This window comes from Malacoplasma iowae (assembly GCF_900660615.1).
Taxonomy (GTDB): Bacteria; Bacillota_I; Bacilli_A; order Mycoplasmatales; family Mycoplasmoidaceae; genus Malacoplasma; species Malacoplasma iowae.
In genome coordinates, this window is the sequence record NZ_LR215023.1 from 1,052,136 (window position 1) to 1,076,886 (window position 24,751).

The following is a 24,751-nucleotide window of genomic DNA, read 5'->3' on the forward strand; positions in this document are numbered from 1 at the left end:
TGATAAATATTTGATATATTAATAATAATGTTTTATTTCTAGGTGAGACATACAAATATGGCTAAAAAACAAAAAATGTATTTTTCTAATAACAATATATATATATATATATAGTTGAATAATAATTTTATTACTTTGAGTCGGACTAATAATTTTTTCATATTGAATTAACATTTATAGTCAATGAAAATTTACAACCAATACATATTCTCCAATAGTTTGTAAAATTCTATTAGTTTTTAACTTTATATTTGTTAGTTCATTATACTGTTCGTCAATAAAAAATTTTATTTTCACTCTTGCATATTTATTTTTTTATAAAAGGAAAAATTCTAGATATGTATATACTGTAATAGAAAATAAATCTTTAGATATCATTCTCAAAAAAAATCCAATGGTCTTTGTTTTATACACAACATGTAATGACTTTGATAGCATTGCACTTAAAAAATCTTTATATCAAACATATCAAAATTGTAAATTTTTTATATTAGATGATTCTAATGATAGTAAATACAAGGATGAAATTGATAAATTTGCTTATGAATATAATATTGAAGTTATAAGAAGAAAAAATAGAAAAGGTTTTAAAGCAGGTAATATAAATAATTTTCTAATGAATAGAAATGATTATGATTATTTTGTTTTACTAGATTCAGATGAAATAATTCCAAAAGATTATATTTTAAAAGTTCTACCATATTTTTCCAATAAAAAAGTTGGTATTGTTCAATGTAATAACAAGTGCAATAGGCAAAATAATTATTTTGATTATTTAGGATCATATGTACATAATACACAATGAAATACTGAATATGTAGTCAGACATTCACTTGGTGTTGTTAATTGTTGTGGTCACGGAGCAACCATAAGTAAAAAAATGTATTTAGATGTTGGTGGTTTCCCAGAATTAATATTAGAAGATTGAGCCTTAACTCTTAATGGATTAAAGTTTGGTTATGAAACTGTGTATGCACCTGAAATTGTATGTTGAGAAGAATTCCCAACAAATTATCTGGCATTTAAAAAAAGAAATTATAGATGAACACAAGGAGGTGTTCAATGTTTTTCAAAAATAGGATGAAAATTACTTTTTTTCAATTCTTGTCCTTTTTTTAGAAGACTTGATTTATTATTAACGCAAACAAATTATTTTATAAGTATAGGATCATTAATAATAGTTTTAAGTACACTATCAATTCTTGCACCAATGGGTTTTAGATTTAGATATGAAAATTGATATGTAGCTGTTACTTTATTTTTCGCAATAATACCATTATTGAATTGCTTTATATATTATTTAGGAAAAGTAAATTTTTTTAAACTAATTGTCATTCTACTATTTTTTTATATATTATATGCATCTTTGTTTGTATCAGTAATAATTTCAATATTTGAAGCACTAATAGGAAAAAAGTTAAATTTTGTAGTAACACCAAAAAAAGAAACTAAAAGAATATCTTTTATCGACGCCATAAAATTTAACATAATTGAATTAATTGTTGGTGTCATATTAATTATTGCACTCATTATTTCTTTTATATATATTCCAAATATTAACTTTTTCACATATGTTTGAGTAATTATACTAATAATACCTATGTTTTTAACGGTTCCTTTAACCCTAATGTCTAATATTAAACTAAAAAATAAAAATCATGAAATGGAGAATAAATATGTCATCTAATGTTAAGAAAGCTATCATTCCTGCCGCTGGTATGGGAACACGATTTTTACCAATAACTAAATCGATACCTAAAGAAATGTTACCAATTGTTGATAAACCAGCTATACACTATATAATTGATGAAGCTATAAAATCTGGAATTGAAGAAATACTAGTTATAGTTTCTAATTCAAAAAATTCTATCATTGATTATTTTGATACTTCAGTTGAATTAGAAAACATTTTGTTAAAAAAAAGCAAAATAAAAGAAAAGCAGGAAATTGAAAATATTTCAAATATGGTGAATTTATACTTTTTAAGGCAGAAAAAACCATTAGGTCTTGGACATGCAATATCAATAGCTAAATCATTTGTCAAAAATGAGCCATTTGCTATTCTTTTAGGAGATGACATAATTGATAAAAATAATGGAAAATTTGCTTTAAAACAATGTATTGATGAATATGAAAAATTTAGATGTTCTATTGTAGGTGTGCAATTTGTAAATGATGAAAATATATCAAAATATGGGGTGATCGATATAAAAGATAAAAAAGATGATAATGCATATGAAATAAAAAACATCATTGAAAAACCACCTTTAGGAAAAAATCCATCAAACTATGCTGTAATGGGAAGATATGTTTTAACCCCTTCCATTTTTAATGAGTTAGAAAAGATCAAACCAGATAAATCTGGTGAAATTCAATTAACAGAAGCCATTGCTAATTTATTAAAAAATGAAAAAGTCATTGCTAAATTATTTACAGGAAAAAGATATGATTTAGGTTCGAAATTTGGTTTTTTAAAAGCAAACATTAATTTTGGATTAAAACATAATGATACAAAAATTGAACTAAACAAATATATGAAAAGCATGTGTTTAAATAAATTAAAATAATTAAAATTTTAGTTTGTTTAATAAAATTCATTGATATGCATCATCTTTATGAAAACTATAATTTAAAATGAAAATAATTAAACTTATTTATGTTTTAAATTTAGTTTTTTTTAGTTATTTTAAAAACTAATTTGTAGAACAAAGTATAAAGAAATTTTTAAAAACTTTTGTTAAACTAACTTTTTTAATAATTGAATAATAAAATATAAGAAATGGTAGTGTAGCGATTTTTGGAGAAAATAATTTTTTAAGTTATCTTTTAAATTACTTAATAATGTTTTTTATGTCTAATAATTTATTAGAAAATAAGATAGTTATTTGATTCAATATTTATATCAGTTATGAATTGTGTTTATGAACCATAATTCTTTTAAATTTAACTAAATTCTTGTAAATTATTTTTAATAATGATTGGTGTTTGTAAAAGCACATTTTATTTTTGTAATTTTTATAATGTTTTAATTTAGATTTTTATTATTATTGTTTTCATAGATTAATTTTCCAATTGCAAATGAATGGTCATAAATTATACTAATCCATCAAAGTTATTTTTTCATGATTTAATAGCATATGGGTATTTCTCTCCTCAAGATTTTTCAAATGAATCCAATACTTTAAATGTGGCATCATAACTTGGTGATTTATAAATTTTTTTCATATTACTTGTAAATGATGCAACATCTTTTGGTGATACATGTTTAGTAGAATTTCTTATTTGATGAATAACTCATTTTTGAATGTCAACATTTGGGAATACAGCTTTTAAAGTTTTTGATATTCCTTTCAAATTATCACAACAAGTTAAAAGAACATCTTTTATACCTCTTGTTTCAAGTTCATCAAAAATCATTAATCATTGTTTAGATGATTCAGATTCAGCTATTCAAAAGGCTAAAATCCTTTTTTTCTCTCAGTATTAATACCAATTATTAAATAAACTAATTTTTCCTTGTAGACAAAATTTTCTCTAATTTTAAATCTAATTCCATTTATGTACATAATTGGATAAACTAATTCTAATGGTCTTTGTTATACATCACAATTTCTGGAATTATTTTATTTGTGATTCTAGAAATTGTGTCTTTTTCTAAATCATAACAAAACATTTGGTATGTTGTTTCTTGAATGTCTCTTGTAGACATTCATTTTGAATATAAGAAAAGTATTTGATCTTCAATTCTTAAGACGTTCTTTTTGTACTTCTTTACAATCTTTGGTTCGAATGTAGATTGTTAATCTCTTGGAACTTTAATATTAATTTTTCCATTATTTGTTGAGATTATTTTCTTAGTTTTTCATTTTCTATAATTGTTAGAAATATCTCTAGAATTTTGATCATGTTTTTAACAACCCATATGTTAATCAAATTCAGCATCTGGGTTTTTCGATAAAATGTTTTTTAATTTTTCTAATTAGTTTATTCAAATTTGTTATAGATTAAACATCACTATTTTTTTAATAATTATTGTATATTTAATTTATTTTTATTTTTTGTTTTTTGACATAACTCACTTCTAAAATTTATTTTAATATTTTTCTAAGAATGAGTTTCTCCAAAAATTATGGCAGTATTAAAGAATTTAAATAAAACATTTGAACCAATAATTAAATAAATTGTATAAAAAATACCTTATAGCTTTTATAAAGCTATAAGGTAAATAAAAACTATATTTTAAATTATTGCTTGTTATATTCTTTTGTTTTTCTTCTAATGCTAGTTTCAATAGTTAGCATACTAGAATTTGGTGTATCAACATAAGTTAGTACATCATCTATATCGCCAACATCCTTTATAGCATCTCTTATAAATCATTGAATAAATTCAAATGTTTCATAATCTTTAATTGATAATGCATAGTCAGCTATATGATGTATGTGTTTTCTTAAATACAATTCATAATTTAACATTTCTTTAAAAATATCATGAACAGTTTTTGAATCATAAGATCTAGGAATAGAATTTTGATTTACTTTTATTTCCAAATCAAGATCTGTGAAGTAGTCATATATTCTTGATAAGTGAGCTTCAATCTTATCATCAGCCATTACTTTTAAAAATTCTGATGTATAAGTATAGCCAAGTTTGTTTGCTACACTTGAATAATGAATATACATATTAGCTGCTGCTAATTCAAGATTGTAATGAGTATTTAAAAGTTCAACTATTTTTTCGTCTTTATTTCACATAAATAAAACCCCTATTAATTATTCACTCACATAATAATAAATTATGTGAATATTCTATATTACCACAAATAGTTAATTATTATATTTAAAATAAAAAATATCCCATTTAAAAAATGGGATGCTCGACTGACATGTGAAGTGCAACACTCGAAAAAGAGTGTGCACTTCATTTGTTTTGTTTGTAAGTGTTCACTAATAAAAAGATAATGAATATTAGGAGTGCTTATGAAAACTTATAAACATTTAACAAAAGAAGAAAGATGCTTAATTTATTTTCTTTGAAATAAAGAAAAATATTCTATGAATAAGATTGCAAAAATCTTAAATAAAAACAAATCAACAATATCAAGAGAATTAAAAAGAAACACATCTTCAACAGGAATTTATTATTCATCAAATGCTCACAAAAAATACATTAGAAGAAAATCAAATTGTCATATGTTTTTTATGTTGAAGTACAAAAACTTCACAGATCTTTTTATTCAAAAATTTAATCCTAAATCTCATGGTGTAGAAGCTACAATTTTTTGAATAAAAGAAAACTATCCATTAGTTAAAGTTCCAAGTGCTAGGCAAGTATTTAGATGAATCAATAGCAAGATTTGAAAGATACAAAGAAGAGATTGTTTAAGAAGAAAATATGTTAAAGGAAAAAGAAGAAAAATAGGTATATTTTCTAAAATTGATGGAAAATACTGCATTCCTTATAGTCTAAGACCAGAAAAGATAAACAAAAGAAAAGAATTTGGACATTGAGAAGCTGATCTAATAGTTAGTAAAAGGCAAAGTGGTTATTACCACTTATTAACATTAGTAGAAAGAAAAACAAGGTTGGCAATTATTAGAAAAATAAAAGGTAAAAACGCTAGATCAATGATGGCTAAAATGTATACCATTATTCGAGATGAAAAACTCCCAATAAAAAGCATCACTGTTGATAATGGGTTAGAGTTTCAAATGATGGGAATAACTGCAAAACAATTCAACTTTAAAGTTTATTATTGCCAACCTTATTCTTCATTCCAAAGAGGGTCCAACGAGAACATAAATGGGATAGTTAGAAGATGATATAAAAAAGGAACTGACTTCAGTTTAGTAAGTGAAGATAAAATAAAAACTCTTGAATGAAAAGTAAACAACATCCCAAGAAAAATGTTTGGTTATAAAACAGCTTACCAAATGTATCAAGAAAATATTTAAAACAAAAAACTCTCAACTTATATTTCAAAGTCGAGAGTTTAATGTAACATTGAAGTGTTGCACTTCACATGTCAGTTAGGGATCCCATTTAAAAAATGGGATATTTTGAATACCTATTAGAATATACCGTTTAAAGCATCACTTGCAGAACTGAATCCAGTTCCGTTTACAGCTTGACCAATTAATAATAGTGCAATTGATAATACCATAAACACACCTAAGAATCATCCAGTTGTTTTGTAGTAATTTCCTAAAGGAATTTTACTTACAGACAATGCAGCTATGAAAATACCACCAGATGGAGAAGCGATATTAACAAGACCTGACGCCATAGAGAATGAAGCGATTTGTCCACTAACTGTTAATCCTAAGTTATAGCTACCAATAACTGCTGGTCCTAAAACTGGGAACACAGCTGCAGCAAACCCAGATGTACTTGGTATCAAGAATGATAGGATTATGAATATGAAATAGAATATGAATACAACTGCAAATGCATTACCAATTCCATTCAACATTCCTTGTAATCCATTAATTATCAATTCACTTAATCCTGTATCTTTAACAACTACTGATATACCTCTTGCGATTGAAATAACAATAGATACACCAATAAAGTCAGCAGAACCAGCCAAGAATTTATTAATAAAGTGAACTGATCCACGTCATGATAATGCACCAATTATTAGAGATGATAAAAAGAACAAGAAACTCATCTGAATTAGATATCATGTACCAAACGCACCAATTAAACTACTTCCATCAGTTTTTGTACCACCAATGAATGGGAAATATTTATCTATTCAATTTGCTGCATCAATAAATATTTGTGTTTTAGCAACATCTTGTCATGTAATAACAGAAATAATCATAAACAAGAATGTTAACCCAAAAGTTGATAGTATTAATTTTCTTTTTAATGTAAATTCTGGTAAAGAATCAATATCAAAAGCAAATTCTTTTTCATGTTCAGCTTTTAAATGATAAACAGCAGATTTTTCTGGGTGTTTTTTAACTCTTCATGCATATCATGTTACATAACTTGCACCAGCTATAACAAGTACAACATATATTACAGATCTTCAAATAATACCAATAGATGGTGATAATTTAGCTATTGCATCATTTACTCCAGAAGTTCCATCAGCTGCTGCCATTGCTGAAGAACCAGAATCAGCAATTGGTTTAATTCCACTTATAGCAGTATTAACAACAAATGGGTTAAGAATTGATGATGCAGTACCTAAACCAGCACCCAATAATATTGTTAAGAAAGCCGTATAAGCATCAAATCCAGCCGCTAAGAATACTGGAATTAATAATAAGTAGAAAGGAATAGTTTCTTCAGCCATACCATATGTTGTTCCACCAACTGAGAATAGAACAAACAATATAGGCACCATAATAATTTCTTTACCATGCATTTTCTTAACCATTCTACCAAGACCAGCTTCTAAAGCTTGAGATTCAGTAACAATAGCTAAGAATCCACCCATTATCATTAAGAATATAATTAACTCAGCTGCATCTACAAACCCTTGTATTGGTGCAACTAAAACATACAAGAATCCTGCAGGTGCTAAACTACTACTTCCATTAGTTCATGTAACAAGTCATGAAGCTACGATAACTACAAAGATAATTATCATTAACGTTACATAAACATGAGGCATTGTTTTTTTAGGTCTTACATACCCCATTTTTTTAACTTTTTCGTCTTCGTAGAATTCTTTTGATTCCATAGAAGAGAAAACAAATAGACCAATAAATCCTAATGGAATAAAGGATAATATTGAACTTCATATTTTAAATTCTTGTCTAAAACACTTTATTCTTTTACTATAGAACAAAGCATTCATCACCACATTAAGAACTAGTCCTAAACCAACTAATACTCATGCAAATATCATATTTGCAATGTATTTATCGTTGCTAATACCGCTAGTTCAAAAGAAAGCTAAAAATACAAATACTATACCAACTGTAAGTAAAATGTTAAATAGCCCCATTTTGCTTCATCAATTATAAGCTGCAATGTTTCCAAAAACTTTAGTAGCTTTTTCTGCTGGAGCTTCTTTTTCATTTTTGTTTGTTGTTTCTTTTGTCTCTTCTTTTTCTTCCTTTTCTCGTGATGATTCAATTACTTCATCTTTAGATGTAATTTCTTTAGCTTCATTAGAAATTTCATCTGAAGATTCAGGTTTTACTTTTTTTTCCTTCTTCATAATTAAACTCACAAAATTTATTTTTACATAAGTATTATAAAATATTGTATATATAAATTAATAATTTTTTTACGTTAGTTATTTTTTATTTATAAGTATAAATTATTTATTAACTTATGCAAGTATTTTATAAACTAAATTTTTTAAATTTAATACTTTTTTTATACTTTCACTAATTTATAATGATAGTTTGTTTTGAATATAATTAGTATGTATGGAATATAATATTTTTCACATTGATATGGATTCTTTTTATGCTTCAGCTGAAATGGCTGATAAACCCGAATTAAAAAATAAACCAGTATGTGTTGGTTCTAGAAACAAACACGGTATTATTTCATCTGCAAACTATGTAGCAAGAAGCTTTGGTGTAAAAGCTGCAATGAAAATATATGAAGCAAAAAGATTATGTCCATCACTTGTTGTTTTAGATGTTAATATGAATAAATATATAAAAGTATCAGACCAAATATATTTGTTTTTAAATTCCCTTACTCCTAATGTTGAAATTGGTTCTATTGATGAATGATATTTGGATACAAATGGTTCCAAATATGAATCTTGAAATGAAACAGATTTTGCTTTTTTTATTAAATCTGAAATCTTAAAAAGATTTAATCTCAATTGCACTATAGGATGTTCACATACAAAATTTTTAGCTAAAATGGCAACTAATTATATAAAACCTAATGGACATATAGTTTTTACAAAAGAAAATTTCAAAGATTACATATATCCATTATCAATAGGCAAAATGTTTTTTGTAGGTAAAAAATTAGAAAATTTTTTCCTTAGTGAAAATATTAAAACAATTGGTGATTTAGTTAACACAAATCAAGATTTATATTTTTATAAAAAAATAGGTGTAATTTATAACAAATTAAAAAATGAAGCTTTAGGAATTTCAAAAGCAAAGGTTGATACTAAATCAAATTATCAAAAAGCTATTGGAAGAAGTTTTACCATAGATAGTTTCACAGAAACAAAAGAATTTTTAAACCTTATAGATGAAATGGTTTTATATATTAACAATCATTTAAAAATAAATAATGCAAGTTTTATGTCTTTAACATTAAGATTGAAATTAGAAAACAGCAACAACAAAGTAAAAACAATAAGATATCCTTTAAGCAAATTTAAAGTTGACATTGTTGATGCTATATCAATGTTTGAAAGTATAACATATGATGTTAACTACAAAAATATATACAATATATCACTTACTGCTAATGAACTTATTTTTAATATTAGTCAAGCAGAACAAATAGATATGTTTGACAAAACAAAGAGTGATAACAACCCATTTAAAAAAATATCAAATGATGTTAATGAAAAATTAAATAAAAAAATCATTTATTTAGCAAAAGATTACTTTGATAAATAAATGATGCTCGATTGACATGTGAAGTGCAACACTCAAAAAAGAGTGTGCACTTCATTTGTTTTGTTTGTAAGTGTTCACTAATAAAAAGATAATGAATATTAGGAGTGCTTATGAAAACTTATAAACATTTAACAAAAGAAGAAAGATGCTTAATTTATTTTCTTTGAAATAAAGAAAAATATTCTATGAATAAGATTGCAAAAATCTTAAATAAAAACAAATCAACAATATCAAGAGAATTAAAAAGAAACACATCTTCAACAGGGATTTATTATTCATCAACTGCTCACAAAAAATACATTAGAAGAAAATCAAATTGTCATATGTTTTTTATGTTGAAGTACAAAAACTTCACAGATCTTTTTATTCAAAAATTTAATCCTAAATCTCATGGTGTAGAAGCTACAATTTTTTGAATAAAAGAAAACTATCCGTTAGTTAAAGTTCCAAGTGCTAGGCAAGTATTTAGATGAATCAATAGCAAGATTTGAAAGATACAAAGAAGAGATTGTTTAAGAAGAAAATATGTTAAAGGAAAAAGAAGAAAAATAGGTATATTTTCTAAAATTGATGGAAAATACTGCATTCCTTATAGTCTAAGACCAGAAAAGATAAACAATAGAAAAGAATTTGGACATTGAGAAGCTGATCTAATAGTTAGTAAAAGGCAAAGTGGTTATTACCACTTATTGACATTAGTGGAAAGAAAAACAAGGTTGGCAATTATTAGAAAAATAAAAGGGAAGAACGCTAGATCAATGATGGCTAAAATGTATACCATTATTCGAGATGAAAAACTCCCAATAAAAAGCATCACTGTTGATAATGGGTTAGAGTTTCAAATGATGGGAATAACTGCAAAACAATTCAACTTTAAAGTTTATTATTGCCAACCTTATTCTTCATTCCAAAGAGGGTCCAACGAGAACATAAATGGGATAGTTAGAAGATGATATAAAAAAGGAACTGACTTCAGTTTAGTAAGTGAAGATAAAATAAAAACTCTTGAATGAAAAGTAAACAACATCCCAAGAAAAATGTTTGGTTATAAAACAGCTTACCAAATGTATCAAGAAAATATTTAAAACAAAAAAACTCTCAACTTATATTTCAAAGTCGAGAGTTTAATGTAACATTGAAGTGTTGCACTTCACATGTCAGTTAGGGATCATTTATTTAGCAAAAGATTACTTTGATAAATAAATGATTATTTTTTCTTTTTAAAATGAACATAAATACCTACAGGACACAAAAGCAATCCAACTATTGTAGGAATATAAAACAAGAACGATCTTCAAACAAATATAGATTCATCAATAGCAGTTCCAATTTGTTGTTGTGTTAAACCAGTATTATTTGATGTGTTAACTCAAACATTAATAAATTTTTTCATTAACACTTGAATTGTACCCTCACCACCTGGAATTGGTACAAAATTATTAGCTGTAACTGCAACATTAGATAAATTAAACAAATTAATAGCACTGAATATTGGTTGATCATAACCTAGTGTTCTAAAAGAAAAAAACATTGATAAATAAATCATGCAAGCATATATCATTGTTGCAATTAATAATATAGAAACATGAGATATTTTTTTCATCTCATTAATATATGCGGTTCTAAATCATGAATTTGTTTGGAAATCATTAATAATTTCTTCTTTTGGTTTATAAGGTTTTTTCATTCATTTTAAAAATCTATTAAATATTGTACTTATAAACACATGTACTCTTTTACTAAAAGATAAAGAGAATAAAACTGTACAAACTGAAAGATCAACTAATAGTCCTACAAATGTTAATCAAAAAGCATATGCACCATCATTTGAAACAATATCTGTATATCTTGTTGCAAAATAAATAAATGATGGTCATGTCACTAATATTTGTGCAATGCTAAAAAATATTGTTGTACTAGAAACTGACAGAGTTGCTTCTCTTGTGGTTAATCCTTTTTTCTTTAATCAGTATATTTTAAATGCTTCGCTTCCAAAAGCAAAAGGAGTAATGTTATTTAAAAATAATGAAAATATTCCAAATAAAAACACTTCAAAGAAATTTGCTTTTAAACCAAATTGTTTTGCAGTTACTATACAATAATAACCATTTCATATTCACATATACAATAAAGTAATGATCATACCAAACATAAAACCAATTTCAGTCCCATTAATTGGTTTATTAACAAGGTCTTTGATAAATGAATAGTCTATTCCTAAAAAGAACACTGAAACTAAAACAGAAACAATTACCAAAATAGAAAAACCTAATACAAAACCAATAATAGTTTTCTTATTTCAAAAGTTTTTTGAATTAGGACTATTTTTTAATATTGTTTCTTGTTTAAATTCATTTGTGTTATTAGTTGTTGTCATTTTGCTTTTATCCATTTGAAATATAATACCAAAAAAGGGGTTAAAAAAACCACCTTAATGGTGGATTGTTAAAAAAATGGCGGAGATGATGAGATTCGAACTCATGCGCCGCAGAACGACCTAACACCTTAGCAGGGTGCCCTCTTAACCACTTGAGTACATCTCCAAAATAACAATTATTATTATAACAATATTTTAATCATTAAACCATACAAATAAAACAAAGTTAATAAAATAAAAAATATTCCCATCGGAATATTTATCTTTTTTTAATGGAGCAGGTGATGGGAATCGAACCCACGTTAATAGCTTGGAAGGCTATAGTTCTACCATTGAACTACACCTGCAAAAAAATGGTGCTGGAAAAGGGACTTGAACCCTTACGACATTGCTGTCACAGGATTTTAAGTCCTGTGCGTCTACCATTCCGCCACTCCAGCAACCATAGTTTTTTTAAAAAAATGGTGTCCCATAAAGGAATCGAACCTTTGACCCCTTCATTAAAAGTGAAATGCTCTACCGCTGAGCTAATGGGACATAGTAAAATGATTGATCATCATTTTATAAACTTTATTTTTATTGGCTGGGCTGGTTGGGGTCGAACCAACGCATGATAGAGTCAAAGTCTATTGCCTTACCACTTGGCTACAGCCCAATAATGGTGGGCAGTGACGGATTCGAACCGCCGAAACACGAGGTAACTGATTTACAGTCAGCTGCGTTTGGCCACTTCGCTAACTACCCAAATATGTTCGTTTTTTTACCAACAAACATAATATATTATAAATGAAAATTAAACAAAATAAAACTAAAAATACTAAGAAATTTTTTTGATTATAACTTTATAAGGGTTTTCAACACCTTTAACCATTATTTCATCACCAACTTTTTTACCTAAAATAGATTTAGCAAGTTGACATTCATTTGAAATTTTATTATTTGCAGGGTCTGACTCTGTTGAACCTAAAATTTGATAAGTATAGTCTTTTTTATCTAAAACATCATAAATTGTTACAGTAGAAGAAAGTTTTACTATATCATTACCAGACCCACTTTTTTTAGTCCCTTTTTCTATGATTGATGAATTATCAATTTGATCTTGTAATTCTTTAATTCTTCCTTCTATTTGAGCCTGAGCATTTTTAGCAGCATCATAATCTGCATTTTCGGACAAGTCACCTTGTTCTCTTGCTTCTTGAAGTTGTTTTAATATCTCAGGTCTTTTAACTTTTATTAAATGGTCAAGTTCTTTTTTAAGTTCTTTTAAACCCTCTTTTGTTATAAAGTTTTTACTCATTAAAAACTCCTAATTTTTTATATCAATATAATAGTATATATGAAAACGTCATTTTTTTAAATAATATTTTAGTGAAAATAAAAAAGAAAAGAACTTTATGCACTTTTCTTGTTACTTGTCATTTGAAATTTAATAATTTCATTTTTAATTGCTTCTTTTTGGATACTAAAGACTTGACTTCTTTTTGTTTTTAATAAGAAAAAGAAAACAATTGTTTTAGTATTAATAGTTGAAACACACAATAATACAGCTATTGTTATTCATTGGATTTTTGGTTGGAAGACACCAACTATTATTCTTTCATAATATTTATTTAACGCATCTCCAAAACCAAAAATACCTTTTTCAGAAAAAGTATCAAACATATTAACTCACCCTTTTGATACTTCACTAACATCTAAAACCACAAAGGGATAGGCTATACCAATCAAAATTAAGACTAATGGCACAAAAAGAAAAGCATATACCATTCCAATTGAAAAACTAATTTTAAAATCTCAAATTAATCTTTTATTCATGTTAATTGATTGTTTAATATCTCCATAAGATATACAAAATCTAACTATAGAAATAATTGAACCAATAAACAATGGAATAAAATCAATTATGCTAATTTTATAGTATCTATTAAATTTGTTGCTTATTATCGCATAACCAACTTTTTTGGGTCTACTTTGGACTTTTTCATATTCTTTTTTTTCTGTTGGCGTCATTTGTTCTAAAACACTAGGGTCTAATCTTTTAGCATTTTTAGGTATTGAAAAAGTACCTTCTCTATTTTCATAGTTTTCGCTATAAACATTTTTTTTCATATTAAACCCCTTTCTTTTCTCTTACAAATCTTGAAATTTTCATTTTAAAATTATCTTCAGCTAAATAAATTTTTAAAACATTATCATTTACAACATTAATAATTCAAGAAGAAAAAATCACAGAAACATTGATCATTGAGGCACCACATTGAACTAATAATGCAATTCATCAAATATTTGAATTAAAATACGGCACAATAATTGTTGTTCCAAAATTCTTTATACCATCAGCTATAGTAAAAATACCTGCCCATGCATTTAAAAGCTGTGTTAATGTTATTGTTCCAGCAAATAATGGAGAAAAGAAAGAAATAACCAAAAATAAGATTGGTCCAAACAAAAAGTATATAAATCAAATAATAATGATTTTTCTTTTAAAGTATTTATACAAATCTAAATTAAAAATAGAACTTGATTTAATTCTTCCATAACAACAAAAAATACCAACAAGCGAGTAAAAATAGCCAAATATTGGTAAAAAATAAGAGAACTTAAGTTGAAAAAATCCATTGAATTTAGAATAAATTTTCTTATTTGGGTTTGAGTTAAATTCAATGTTTTTTGAAGAAATAGCCTCTACCTTATTAAGATATTTTTTATCTCAATGAAGTGATGGTCTATCTACATTTTTTACTTCTTGTGACATCTAAAACCTCAAAATGATAATCATAATAATGTTACTACTAATAAAAATAAAACTCAAATTTTAATATGTAATATTAAAAATTAAGTTTTATTTTATTAAATAAATAATACATTTTCGTTTTTTTGTTTATATACCATTTCTAAAAAATTGCTTCTGTCAATTTTGATTATGTCTATGCATGGTTTTTTATGTTTGTGAATTAAAACATTTTCTTTAATTTCATAATCTACACCATGAATTTTAAAAACTTGTCAAACTTCGTTACTAAGAAAACTTAGCATTTGTTCTTTTGTAAGTTTAATGTTATCTTTTTTGTATTTTCTACTAAATTTATTGTTTGTTGACTTAATTTCACAATTTCAAGTTTTATTTGACATAGTTACTTTCTTATTTAAAATTTCTTGTTCAAATGTAATTCCAAAATCAAAATCACTTTTAATATTAGTTAGTGATTTTCAATCAATTTTAAATAAATCATCGTATTTTTTATTTTTAAAAATTCTTGGTGTTATATTTTTAAAAAATGTTGATATAAAATTATTAAAAAGCGGTAATCCATCATCATTTTTCTGAGTTAAGATTTTATAAAATATTAACTCACCTATATATCCAGTTACACTTGGATCTTTTTTTAACTTATAAATTTTTTCAAATATTTTTTTAATGTCTTCAAAGTTACTATCATTTTTGAAATCATCCAATGAAATTTGTTTAAAGTAACTTCCATCCAATCTACAATGTTTAAATGGACTTAATTTTTTATCAAGAAAAATTCTAAATGGGCCTTCAAAACCTTCATTTATTTTTTCATTAACATAAATTTTTAGTTCACCAACAATTTTATGCAATTCATTTTCTTTGCTTTTTATTATTTTTTTATTATCAACTTTTGAAATCGATGATGGTTTGTTAAGTTTATCAGCTATTTCACTAACGGTTTGAAAATCAAGTGGGTTATTAACAATTAGTTTGTTGTTGTTTTGATGATTGTCATTATTTTTTATATGATCGTGTTTTTTTCCTTGTTGAAAAAAACCTTGATTCAAAACAATAGATTTATCTTTTTCTATATTTCTTTCAATAGACATTTCTCCTTCGTCTAAATCAATATCCAAATCTAAATCTTCAATTTCTTCATAAGGATTTACACTATCATTTATTTCACTTTTAAGTTTTGATTCAAAATTAATATCTAATTTGTTATCCAAATTATTTTTATTATTTATGAAATCAAGTGTTTGTGTTTTATTTTCAATATAACTTTCATTAATTTTTATTGATAGATCATTATCATTATTATTTAAATTTTTTTGATCATCTAATTTTGTTATTTTGTCTTCTATTTCATCATTGGATTTTAAATCAGAATTTAGATTTTCATTAATTTCAGATTTTTTTTCATTTAAAGAAAAATCATTAATAGTATTATTCTCATTATAATTTTGATCAACACTTTCTGGATTTGAATTATTTTTTATTTGATCTATAGTTTTTTGTTCGCATGGTGTGTTGTGAAATGAACTATAAACTTTTCTTTTTCCAAAAACATCAAAGGGAATAGCATTCATAATGCTATCTTTAGGGATTTCATTGTTAGGTTTGTTGTCTTTAGAAACAAAATTATTTTCATTAATTATTTTAGAATCAATATTTTTTTCAATTCAGTCATTATATTTATTTTTATTTACTTCTTTTTTGTCGATAAAAAAATTATCAATATTGAAGACAAAATCTTCATCATTATCGACAATTTGATTTTCAATTAAATCATTATTAGGTTTTCTGTTTTGTTTAGTTGAGTTAACATCAACTACAGAAATCCTTCTTCTTCTTTTTAAATTATTTCTAAATTTTATAAATAAACCCATAATACCTAAATATTGTATATCAAATACAATGTTATTTTTTATTAAAAATATTTTAATAAAAAATTGATACACCATAAACTGATGTATCAATTATAATAACTTTTTATTTTTTAATCTGTTCTATTAAACCAATTAAATCATTAACTGTTTTAAGTTTTAGTAATTCGTCATCAGGAAATGATAAATCAAATTCTGACTCAATTTTTATTATAAGTTCCATTATTTCTAAAGAATCAACTCCAAATTCTTTAAAATTAATACCCATTTTCTTTTCGTTAAGATCTATATTTAGTTCATTTTTAATTATTTTTATTACATCATTTTTTATATTCATAAATACTTTAATACACCTCTAATATAAACATTGATTTAAATTTTTTATTAGGTATGTTCTTATTATACAAAAAGATATTAAATTCAACTTTTTTTCTTCCTTGGTGAATGTAATATCTTGCGCTGATATTATAATCATCTACATCATCTTTAAATCAATATAGTTGGCTAACAGCTTTTTTAATTATATTAATTATGTTTTGTTGAATCAAATCTTCAGAAAAATAATATGTATATATATTATTTTCTATATAAAAATCAACAAGATTATTTTTTTCTTTTATCTTTTTTAGTTCTTCAATGATACTTAGATTTGTATATTGATTTGTAAAATTATTATCTTCATCAACTATAATAGTTGAATCTTTTTTATTTGAAAATATAGTTGCAGCACTAACTGATCCAACAAAAATAGTAAGAAAACATACAAAAGCAAAAATACTTCATTTTCTTTTCTTAAAAGTTTTTACAATTTTAATTTTGGTGTCTTTACTAATAGTTTTTAACAACATTAAAATTTTCTAATATTTTATTTGTTTCTAAACAATTAATATTGTAAAAACTATTTTCTTTAAGATGTTTAAAATTGTTTTTAAATATAAAGTTTTTTTTGATGTTATCTACATATAGTGAAAATTCAACTATATAATATCCATCTGTTTCAAAATCAAAATATAAACCTTTGTTACCATTTTTTATTTGCATTTTACTTTCTTTTTTGTCAAAATAAATATCATATTTTTCTAAGTTTATATCCAAATTAGTTAAACCATTTATATTAATATTTGAAAGATCTATTGCATCATTCTTATATTTGTTCTGATAGTTATAAATTATATTTAAATAAACATTATCAATTCTTATATTTTTATTTATATCTGTTTTCAAACTAGTAAGTTCTAATATGTTTTGGAAAGGATCATCTACATAATTTTGTCCTTTTAAAATTATTGGATAACCTATATATTCTTGTCTTTTATTAGTATCAAATACTTCTTTTTTTGGAATTGAAAAAACTCCATATAAATCAGCATTATATACATTTTTATATTCAATATCTAAGTGTATTTTTTGATCTGTTATTTCATTAACAAAATTTTGAAAGTCTTTTGTACTAATGTTTTCAAATGATGTTTTTAAAACTTCTGGATTTGCAGAAAATTTTATATCAAACCCTATTTGTTTTCCCTGACTTTGAAGTAGGTATTCAACTTCATTTATATCTATAGAAACAATAGTTTTATAAATTTTCTTATATTCTTTTTTGTTATCATAAACAATTTTTGATTCAGCATCAGTTGTTTCATAAATGCTTACATTCTCATAAACACCAAATGGCGTATTGATATCAATTATAAAAAAATCTGTGGGTAAAAAATAACTACCATTAACATAAAAATAAAATGTAAGAATTCACTTATTTTCATTTTGAGTTGAAATCACTTTAGAATAGTTAATATTTAAATACTTGAATCCATCTCCAAAATCACCTGAACTAATTGTGAAGTCTTTTGTTGATTTTGGAAGGGGAACTTTATTTTGAATATTTTCAAAATAATTATATAGATTCACCAAAGTTATAAATTTCCAAAAATCTTTGAACAGCTCTTTTTTGTTTCAAATAAAAAGTTGAAATAGAATAATTCATGTTTTCTTTGCCAATTTTTGCAATGTATATTTTTTCTATTATGTCTCTTTGTTCATAATCCAATTGAGATAAAATATCATCAATTAAAGATACATATTTTTGTCATTCTATGTATTTTTCATTCACATTTTCATCATTTTTATCGGTTTTTTTAGACACATTTTCTATTCAAAATTTGGCTATATTATATTTTTCTATTTTACTTTTAAAATCTTGGTATATATTCATTCCTTTATTCCTCCAATTTATTTATTTTGCGCCTTAATTCTTTCCCAAAAATATTATATTTTAAACCAAAAATAGAAATCAATATAGCAAGACAATGGCAATAAAAAAACTCCTATGATATTAAAATTTTTATTAAATAAAAATTTTAATAACAAGGAATTTTAAAGCAATTAATTTTTTTTAATTTGATTTTTTTAAATATTTCTCATAAAATGCAAAACCTATCATTGCAGCATTATCACATGAGTATTCTTTTTCTGGTACAAAACTATAATCAAATAATTCTTTTATTCTAGTTTTAAATAAACTATTAGCTGAAACTCCACCCCCAATTGCTACAATTGATGTATTATATTTTTCTTTAAAAAATTCTAATTTATCCATCAATATATCAATTGCTCATTTTTGAAAAGATGATCCAATTTCAATTTTATCAATATATTCTTTTTTGTTTTTTTTGTTATTAATTAAACTAATAACTCTATTTTTAATTCCAGAAAAAGAAAAGTTTTTATTAATTTGTGGATGTGGAAATTCTATTGTTGCTTTTTCTAACACAAAATTTTTATCTATTCATGGTCCTTGTGGATAAGGGTATCCCAAAGCTTTTCCTATTTTATCAAATGTTTCCCCAAGTGCATCATCATCTGTTTTGATAACTTCAGTGATATCATTTGCGTTTTTTGCAACATAGATACTTGTTGTTTTACCTGACGCAATTAATGATATAAAAGGATATTTAACTTCACTATTTATAAAAGGACTTAATACATGACCATGAATATGATTAATTGGATATGCTTTAATATTTAAAAAATATGCTAAAGACAATGCAAATGTTTTACCAACATGCAATGAACCTGGTAACCCAGGTTCATTTGTATAACATATATAATTAATATCTTCTTTTTTTATTCCGGCTTCTTTTATTGCATCATTAAAAACATCAATAATAAATTCTTCATGTTTTCTTGATGCTATTTCTGGAACAATACCACCAAATTCATTTAATGATTTAGTTGAGTCTTTTGTAACACAAGACAATACTTTATTTTCTTTTAAAATTGCAATGCTTGTGTCATCACAACTTGTTTCTATTGCTAATATATAGTTATTCATATTAAATCTTATAATTTTGCTCTTATTTTATTATAAGCATAAAACATATTAGATTTATTTAATTCACTTAAATCTTTTTCTATTAAATTATGTTTTACTGGTTGAGTAGGACTTTCAGTTGAATTATATAAACCAATCCGATAAATTTCTTGACAAAGTTTTACAAATTCTTCTGAATATCCCTCATCTAATAAATATGAGAAATACGTTGATTGAATTTTATTTTCACTTTCATCTTTATTATTTAATTGTTTAGTTTTTGGATTAGTTTCTTTTTTACCAAGAACATATTCAGTAATTTTTTCCAAAGGAGAAGTATATTGAACATAATCAAAATTTACCATTGGGCCATAAATATATGAATCTTCATCATCGGTATTAGTTATATCTTCATCTTTACTTAGGCCTTCTAAAGCAATTTTTTTAATTATGTCATAAGCTTCATTTTGAAATTTAGAATTTTTATTTATTACTAACATATCTAATGCTATAAGTGTATTTTTTGGTCTAATGAAGTGAACATTATTCTCATCAAATAATTGTTCTTCACTACCATTATCACCACCTTGAATAGCGTACAGTAAATCACCATTATACATAATTCCAACACTTGCTCCCTTAGGGTCAGCAAAGTCATTAAGAATAAAATTAGAATCTGAATTTAATAAAAAGGTATTACTCTCAGTGAAATTTGAAGACAAGATGCCATAAGTATTAACAAAATTATTTATTGTGACTACATCTTCACCTTTTGGTCCTGCATTAGGATTAACATTAGGAGAACCACTGCTTTCTGTTTCTATCAATCTAGGAATAGAATAAACTGTTCTATAATCATCAATCATTGCGATTTTTTTATATGTTTTAGATCTACCAGAATTTTTGCCAAAATAATTAATTACATCAGTTCATCTATTTTCATTATTTTTTGCAAATTTCTGTAGTTTTTCTCCTTTGTATCCAACAATAAAATCTTGAAGGAAGTAGGGCACTCCATAATTTAATAAATTATCGTGTTCTTTATCAACTTTCCCATCACCATTTATATCATATATTGATGTTAAAATTGTTTGTGCTGTCGGGTCAAATAGCTTAAGGGCTTTTTCTGCATCAGTAATTAATTGACCATCAGAATCTTTAATATTAAATTTTGATCAATCTAATTTGACTAATTTTCCACTTGATGCAAATTTTGCCATTAAATATGATGAGGGAACAGCAACATCATAATTTCTTACAAATGATCTTTCTAAATCTTCATTAGTTCCATAATATCTAAAATTCAAATTATCATATTCAGATTTTAATGAAGTCATTAATTTAGGGGCCATATAACTTTCAAAGTTAGCTAAATAAAAACCATTATCACTACATGATGTTAATGTGAAACCAAAACCCAAAGAAAAAGAAGCAAGAAGAATCGAACTAGTTATTTTTAATTTATTTAAACCCACATTTTCTTCCTTCCTTTCTTTTTTCAACAATAATTTTTCTAAGAGCAATAATTACAGATCCTGCAAAAAATAACATAACTAGTATTGCGCCAAATGTAACAATTCAAGCCTTAATACCTTTTGCTGATAAATAAATACTTGTAGAAATTGTTTGGAAATTACCATTAACTAATGAAGTAATAACAAAGTCATCAAAACTCATTGCTGTAACAATTATTGAAGCTGAAATTATTGAAGGAGAAAGATATGGAAGAATAACTTTCATAAAAGTTCTTGTTTTACTTGCACCTAAATCATTAGACGCATTAACTAAACTAACTTTTAAACTCATAATTCTTGGATAAATAGCTACAATAGCATATGGAATACAAAATGAAATATGAGATATTACAACTGTAGCATAACCAAAATCCAAACCTAAAGGGATTCACACAATAGAATAAAATATTGCAAGACTTATACCTGTAATAATTTCAGGAATACTTATATTACCACTTGATATACCTTTAGTGAATTTAGTAATTCTTTTCTTACTATATCACATTCCAAGACACGTAAAAATAGCAACACAAACTGATACTGGAACAACTACAATAACAACTAAAAATGTATTAAATAATGAATTTAAAAATTCATCATTTTTAAATAAGTTAATATAGTTAACACCAGTTAAATTTCCAGTTATATTTGTAACTATATTTCCTCTAGAACTTTCTCCATTAAAACTTATTATTATCAAAACTATAAAAGGAATATAAATTAAAGATAAAAGAATGAAGATGTATCATTTTCTTATAAAACTAAGAATTCTATCTTTTGAAAAGAAATCAGTAAAACTATTCATTATAAAACACCTCCATTGTCCCTTTTGCTTTTTTGTACTTTTAGTACTTTTCTAATTACTAAAAAAATTGCAAATAAAATCAAAATTGCAGCACATAAAACTATACAAAGTGCTGACACCCTAGATAAAGCAATATTACTTACAAGCGCTGATTGACCTTGACCAACAATAATATCACCAACTAATTCTCCATCATTGGAATTATTCATAAATTTACTAACCCCAGCAACTGTAATACTTGGTAAAAATACTAAAGTTAATCCACTCATAATTGCATTTTTTGTATAAGGAACAATAACAAAAAAGAAAGTTTGTAAACTATTTTTTCCAAGATCTTTACTAGCATCTAAAAGATTTTTTGGAATGGAATTAATGTAAGTGTAAATTGTTAATATAAAGATAGGTAGATTTATATAAACTAAAGCAATTATTGAATAAATATTTCCATATGTACTATTTGGACTTCCATTCATTAAATCAAATAGAGTTTTTAAACTAACCAACTTAATTAGAAAACTCATTCAAATTGGAGATATTACAATTGATACTGTTAATATTTTCAAACACTTATTTTTATTAAGAGATAAAAAGTAAGCAAATGGGTAACCTATAACCAAACATAATAAACTTGTTACAAATGCAATCCCAATGGACAATAAAATTTTTTCAAAAACAGTATAATCAATAAAGTTTCAATTTTCGCTTACTGGCAAACTAACACTACCATCTCCAGATGAAACAACTGCTGGAGTAAAAGCTCTAATAACAACAATAATAAGAGGTATTAATACCAAAATAATACTTATTAAAAAATAAGGAATAAACATTCAAAATTTATTATTTTTTTTAATAGTAGAGATAAATTTATTATTCATTTTCATCTACCTCTTTCATAATATGTAAATCCTCAGTATCTCAACTTAAACCTATTTTTTGAGATACATCAACTTTATCAATCACTTCAACATTAATAAGAGTTCCATCTCAATCACAAATAACTTCTCACATTAACCCTTTATATATAGTTTCAATTACTTTAACTTCAATTAATGCAGTTTTTACTGGAACAACATTAAAATCTTCTGGTCTTATCATGACATTAACTTTTTCATTTTCTTTGAATTTAGAATAATCATTATCGTTTGAAAGTTTAAATTTTTTGTTGTTAATTTTAACATGATTATCACCACAAAAAGTTCCAGAAAAGATATTTGCTTTACCAATAAATTTTGCAACTCAATTATTGGCTGGTGAATCATAAATTTCAATTGGACTACCAACTTGTTCAATATTCCCATTTGACATTACAACAACTTTATCAGAAAGTGTTAAAGCTTCTTCTTGATCATGTGTTACAAGAATAAATGTAATTCCAAATTCTTTGTGCAATCTTTTTAACTCATGTTGCATTTGTTTTCTAACTTGAGCATCCAAAGCACTAAGTGGTTCATCCAATAGTAAAATATCAGGTTTAACTATCAAAGCTCTAGCAAGAGCAACACGTTGTTGCATCCCACCAGATAATTCGTTTGGATATTTTTTATTTTTACCTTTAAGACCAACTTTTGCAATCATATCATTGATCTCTTTTTGCATTTCTTCTTTTGTTAGTTTTCTAGATAATTTTGTCTTAACAAATCAATCTTTTTCTTCAAGTGCAAAATTTTCTCAATAAGAATTTCAATAATCTAAATCATTGTACTTATAATCAATGTTATCTATTTTTCTTTTCAAAACAACATTTAATCTATAATTTCTTTCATATCTTAAATAACTTGAAATTAATTGATTATTTTCATTATTTAATTTATATTCGATATATTTATCTGACCCAAAAAAATTTAACAAATTGTTAATAAACTCACAAAATCTAATTTTTAAGGGAATAGATAATAATAAACTCTTATTGTTTTTTTCTTCAAAATCATCTTTTATTTTTTGAATTTGATTATCATATTCTTCATCTGTCATTTCATAGATTGCTTTTAAAAAAGGTTTTTCATCTATTTTTTTAAGTAATTTTTCTTTTTCTTTTAAAAGTGAATTTTTTGTCTTAGCTAAATCTTTAATTTTTTCATTTGCTTTCTTTTTACAGTCTTCAAAATATTTGTCACATTGCTTCATTAAATTTTTTAATCTATTAATTTCTGTTCTATCCTCTTTTGAAAGATTTTGGTTTTCATTTAACTCTTCCATTGTTTTTAAAGGAATTCTATTTTCTTTCAAACCATATGCAATATTTTTTTCTACATTCATGTTTGGAAAAAGAGCATAGTCTTGAAAAACTGTTGCAGTTGGCCTTCTTTGAACTGGCAAATCTTTTATATCTATATTTCTAACAAGAATTTTCCCAGATGTTGGTTGCTCAAAACCGCCAAGCATTTTTAAAAGAGTTGTTTTACCACATCCTGATGGACCAAGAATGGTAACAAATTCACCTTTATTTATATTTAAATTAATCCCATTAACAGCAACATGTTGATCATCATAAACCTTTTTTATATTTTTAATTTGAATAAATGCTTTTTCATTTTTCAACTCTATTCACCATATTTACCTTTA

General features: G+C 24.9%; 23 protein-coding genes, 6 tRNA genes and 1 pseudogene. 5 read left to right on the top strand and 25 right to left on the bottom strand.

Annotated elements, in window-relative coordinates:
* Positions 1 to 394: 394 nt before the first annotated feature.
* On the top strand, positions 395 to 1,687 hold the full coding sequence (locus EXC57_RS04205) for a glycosyltransferase (protein WP_229502539.1): 1,293 nt from the start codon (positions 395 to 397) through the stop codon (positions 1,685 to 1,687).
* The gene (gene galU / locus EXC57_RS04210) at positions 1,677 to 2,567 is read left to right on the top strand and encodes a UTP--glucose-1-phosphate uridylyltransferase GalU (protein ID WP_004024899.1); all 891 of its coding nucleotides are present in this window, start codon (positions 1,677 to 1,679) and stop codon (positions 2,565 to 2,567) included. The genes EXC57_RS04205 and galU overlap by 11 nt, the downstream gene beginning before the upstream one ends.
* A gap of 526 nt (positions 2,568 to 3,093) precedes the next feature.
* Here the strand turns inward: galU and EXC57_RS04215 are convergent.
* The 4 genes and pseudogenes from EXC57_RS04215 to EXC57_RS04225 form a co-directional block, all read right to left on the bottom strand.
* Positions 3,094 to 3,417, bottom strand: coding sequence for a transposase (locus EXC57_RS04215; protein WP_004024900.1), 324 nt, complete (start codon positions 3,415 to 3,417; stop codon positions 3,094 to 3,096).
* A gap of 41 nt (positions 3,418 to 3,458) precedes the next feature.
* Positions 3,459 to 3,587 (bottom strand): hypothetical protein, encoded by a 129-nt coding sequence (locus tag EXC57_RS05370; protein ID WP_406846398.1) that lies wholly within the window; start codon positions 3,585 to 3,587, stop codon positions 3,459 to 3,461.
* Positions 3,584 to 3,781 (bottom strand): annotated as a pseudogene (locus tag EXC57_RS05375) (transposase); the annotation flags it as partial. The gene EXC57_RS05370 and the pseudogene EXC57_RS05375, both read right to left, overlap by 4 nt.
* Before the next feature lie 463 nt (positions 3,782 to 4,244).
* On the bottom strand, positions 4,245 to 4,754 hold the full coding sequence (locus EXC57_RS04225; RefSeq protein WP_129692685.1) for a ferritin-like domain-containing protein: 510 nt from the start codon (positions 4,752 to 4,754) through the stop codon (positions 4,245 to 4,247).
* Positions 4,755 to 4,979: 225 nt separating this feature from the next.
* On the opposite strand from EXC57_RS04225, the gene EXC57_RS04230 reads away from it, so the two are divergent.
* Positions 4,980 to 5,954, top strand: coding sequence for an IS30 family transposase (locus EXC57_RS04230; protein ID WP_129692514.1), 975 nt, complete (start codon positions 4,980 to 4,982; stop codon positions 5,952 to 5,954).
* 116 nt (positions 5,955 to 6,070) lie between these two features.
* Here EXC57_RS04230 and EXC57_RS04235 read toward each other — a convergent pair whose 3' ends face one another.
* Entirely contained in the window at positions 6,071 to 8,179 is a 2,109-nt protein-coding gene (locus tag EXC57_RS04235) for a YfcC family protein (RefSeq protein WP_004025229.1), read from the bottom strand.
* A 214-nt stretch (positions 8,180 to 8,393) separates the two neighbouring features.
* Between EXC57_RS04235 and EXC57_RS04240 the strand changes: the two genes are divergently transcribed.
* Positions 8,394 to 9,563, top strand: a complete 1,170-nt coding sequence (locus EXC57_RS04240; RefSeq protein ID WP_004025228.1) for a Y-family DNA polymerase — start codon at positions 8,394 to 8,396, stop codon at positions 9,561 to 9,563.
* Positions 9,564 to 9,673: 110 nt separating this feature from the next.
* Complete coding sequence (locus tag EXC57_RS04245; protein ID WP_129692495.1) at positions 9,674 to 10,648, top strand: IS30 family transposase; 975 nt, start codon at positions 9,674 to 9,676, stop codon at positions 10,646 to 10,648.
* A gap of 122 nt (positions 10,649 to 10,770) precedes the next feature.
* Here EXC57_RS04245 and EXC57_RS04250 read toward each other — a convergent pair whose 3' ends face one another.
* The 20 genes from EXC57_RS04250 to EXC57_RS04345 all read right to left on the bottom strand — a co-directional run bounded on the left by EXC57_RS04250 (position 10,771) and on the right by EXC57_RS04345 (position 24,727).
* Positions 10,771 to 11,955, bottom strand: coding sequence for a lysylphosphatidylglycerol synthase transmembrane domain-containing protein (locus tag EXC57_RS04250; protein ID WP_040538321.1), 1,185 nt, complete (start codon positions 11,953 to 11,955; stop codon positions 10,771 to 10,773).
* 62 nt (positions 11,956 to 12,017) lie between these two features.
* Positions 12,018 to 12,106, bottom strand: a tRNA-Ser gene (locus EXC57_RS04255).
* A gap of 107 nt (positions 12,107 to 12,213) precedes the next feature.
* Positions 12,214 to 12,287: transfer RNA gene (locus EXC57_RS04260), tRNA-Gly, on the bottom strand.
* A 7-nt stretch (positions 12,288 to 12,294) separates the two neighbouring features.
* Positions 12,295 to 12,380 (bottom strand) — tRNA-Leu (locus tag EXC57_RS04265).
* Positions 12,381 to 12,402: 22 nt separating this feature from the next.
* A tRNA-Lys gene (locus tag EXC57_RS04270) sits at positions 12,403 to 12,477 on the bottom strand.
* A 43-nt stretch (positions 12,478 to 12,520) separates the two neighbouring features.
* A tRNA-Gln gene (locus EXC57_RS04275) sits at positions 12,521 to 12,595 on the bottom strand.
* 4 nt (positions 12,596 to 12,599) lie between these two features.
* Positions 12,600 to 12,684, bottom strand: a tRNA-Tyr gene (locus EXC57_RS04280).
* 73 nt (positions 12,685 to 12,757) lie between these two features.
* The gene (gene greA / locus EXC57_RS04285) at positions 12,758 to 13,237 is read right to left on the bottom strand and encodes a transcription elongation factor GreA (RefSeq protein WP_004025397.1); all 480 of its coding nucleotides are present in this window, start codon (positions 13,235 to 13,237) and stop codon (positions 12,758 to 12,760) included.
* A 95-nt stretch (positions 13,238 to 13,332) separates the two neighbouring features.
* Positions 13,333 to 14,049, bottom strand: coding sequence for a hypothetical protein (locus tag EXC57_RS04290; RefSeq protein ID WP_004025396.1), 717 nt, complete (start codon positions 14,047 to 14,049; stop codon positions 13,333 to 13,335).
* 1 nt (position 14,050) lies between these two features.
* Positions 14,051 to 14,695, bottom strand: coding sequence for a hypothetical protein (locus EXC57_RS04295; RefSeq protein ID WP_004025395.1), 645 nt, complete (start codon positions 14,693 to 14,695; stop codon positions 14,051 to 14,053).
* Between the two features lie 95 nt (positions 14,696 to 14,790).
* A complete protein-coding gene (locus EXC57_RS04300; protein WP_129692686.1) occupies positions 14,791 to 16,563 on the bottom strand; it encodes a hypothetical protein in 1,773 nt (590 codons plus the stop codon).
* 103 nt (positions 16,564 to 16,666) lie between these two features.
* Positions 16,667 to 16,897, bottom strand: coding sequence for a phosphopantetheine-binding protein (locus EXC57_RS04305; RefSeq protein WP_004025393.1), 231 nt, complete (start codon positions 16,895 to 16,897; stop codon positions 16,667 to 16,669).
* Between the two features lie 7 nt (positions 16,898 to 16,904).
* Complete coding sequence (locus EXC57_RS04310) at positions 16,905 to 17,408, bottom strand: hypothetical protein (protein ID WP_004025392.1); 504 nt, start codon at positions 17,406 to 17,408, stop codon at positions 16,905 to 16,907.
* A complete protein-coding gene (locus tag EXC57_RS04315; RefSeq protein WP_004025391.1) occupies positions 17,389 to 18,468 on the bottom strand; it encodes a hypothetical protein in 1,080 nt (359 codons plus the stop codon). The genes EXC57_RS04310 and EXC57_RS04315 overlap by 20 nt, the downstream gene beginning before the upstream one ends.
* Positions 18,455 to 18,772: an MG284/MPN403 family protein gene (locus EXC57_RS04320; RefSeq protein ID WP_004025390.1), complete on the bottom strand. Its 318-nt coding sequence runs from the start codon at positions 18,770 to 18,772 to the stop codon at positions 18,455 to 18,457. The genes EXC57_RS04315 and EXC57_RS04320 overlap by 14 nt, the downstream gene beginning before the upstream one ends.
* A 180-nt stretch (positions 18,773 to 18,952) precedes the next feature.
* Positions 18,953 to 19,891, bottom strand: coding sequence for a tRNA (adenosine(37)-N6)-threonylcarbamoyltransferase complex transferase subunit TsaD (gene tsaD / locus EXC57_RS04325; protein ID WP_004025389.1), 939 nt, complete (start codon positions 19,889 to 19,891; stop codon positions 18,953 to 18,955).
* An 8-nt stretch (positions 19,892 to 19,899) separates the two neighbouring features.
* A complete protein-coding gene (locus EXC57_RS04330; protein WP_004025388.1) occupies positions 19,900 to 21,345 on the bottom strand; it encodes a type 2 periplasmic-binding domain-containing protein in 1,446 nt (481 codons plus the stop codon).
* Positions 21,332 to 22,189, bottom strand: coding sequence for an ABC transporter permease (locus tag EXC57_RS04335; protein WP_004025387.1), 858 nt, complete (start codon positions 22,187 to 22,189; stop codon positions 21,332 to 21,334). The genes EXC57_RS04330 and EXC57_RS04335 overlap by 14 nt, the downstream gene beginning before the upstream one ends.
* On the bottom strand, positions 22,189 to 23,064 hold the full coding sequence (locus tag EXC57_RS04340; RefSeq protein WP_159402902.1) for an ABC transporter permease: 876 nt from the start codon (positions 23,062 to 23,064) through the stop codon (positions 22,189 to 22,191). Before EXC57_RS04340 ends, EXC57_RS04335 begins: the two co-directional genes overlap by 1 nt.
* Positions 23,057 to 24,727 carry an ABC transporter ATP-binding protein gene (locus EXC57_RS04345; RefSeq protein ID WP_004025385.1) on the bottom strand — a complete coding sequence of 557 codons (1,671 nt, stop codon included), beginning with the start codon at positions 24,725 to 24,727 and terminating at the stop codon, positions 23,057 to 23,059. The genes EXC57_RS04340 and EXC57_RS04345 overlap by 8 nt, the downstream gene beginning before the upstream one ends.
* Between the last annotated feature and the right edge of the window lie 24 nt (positions 24,728 to 24,751).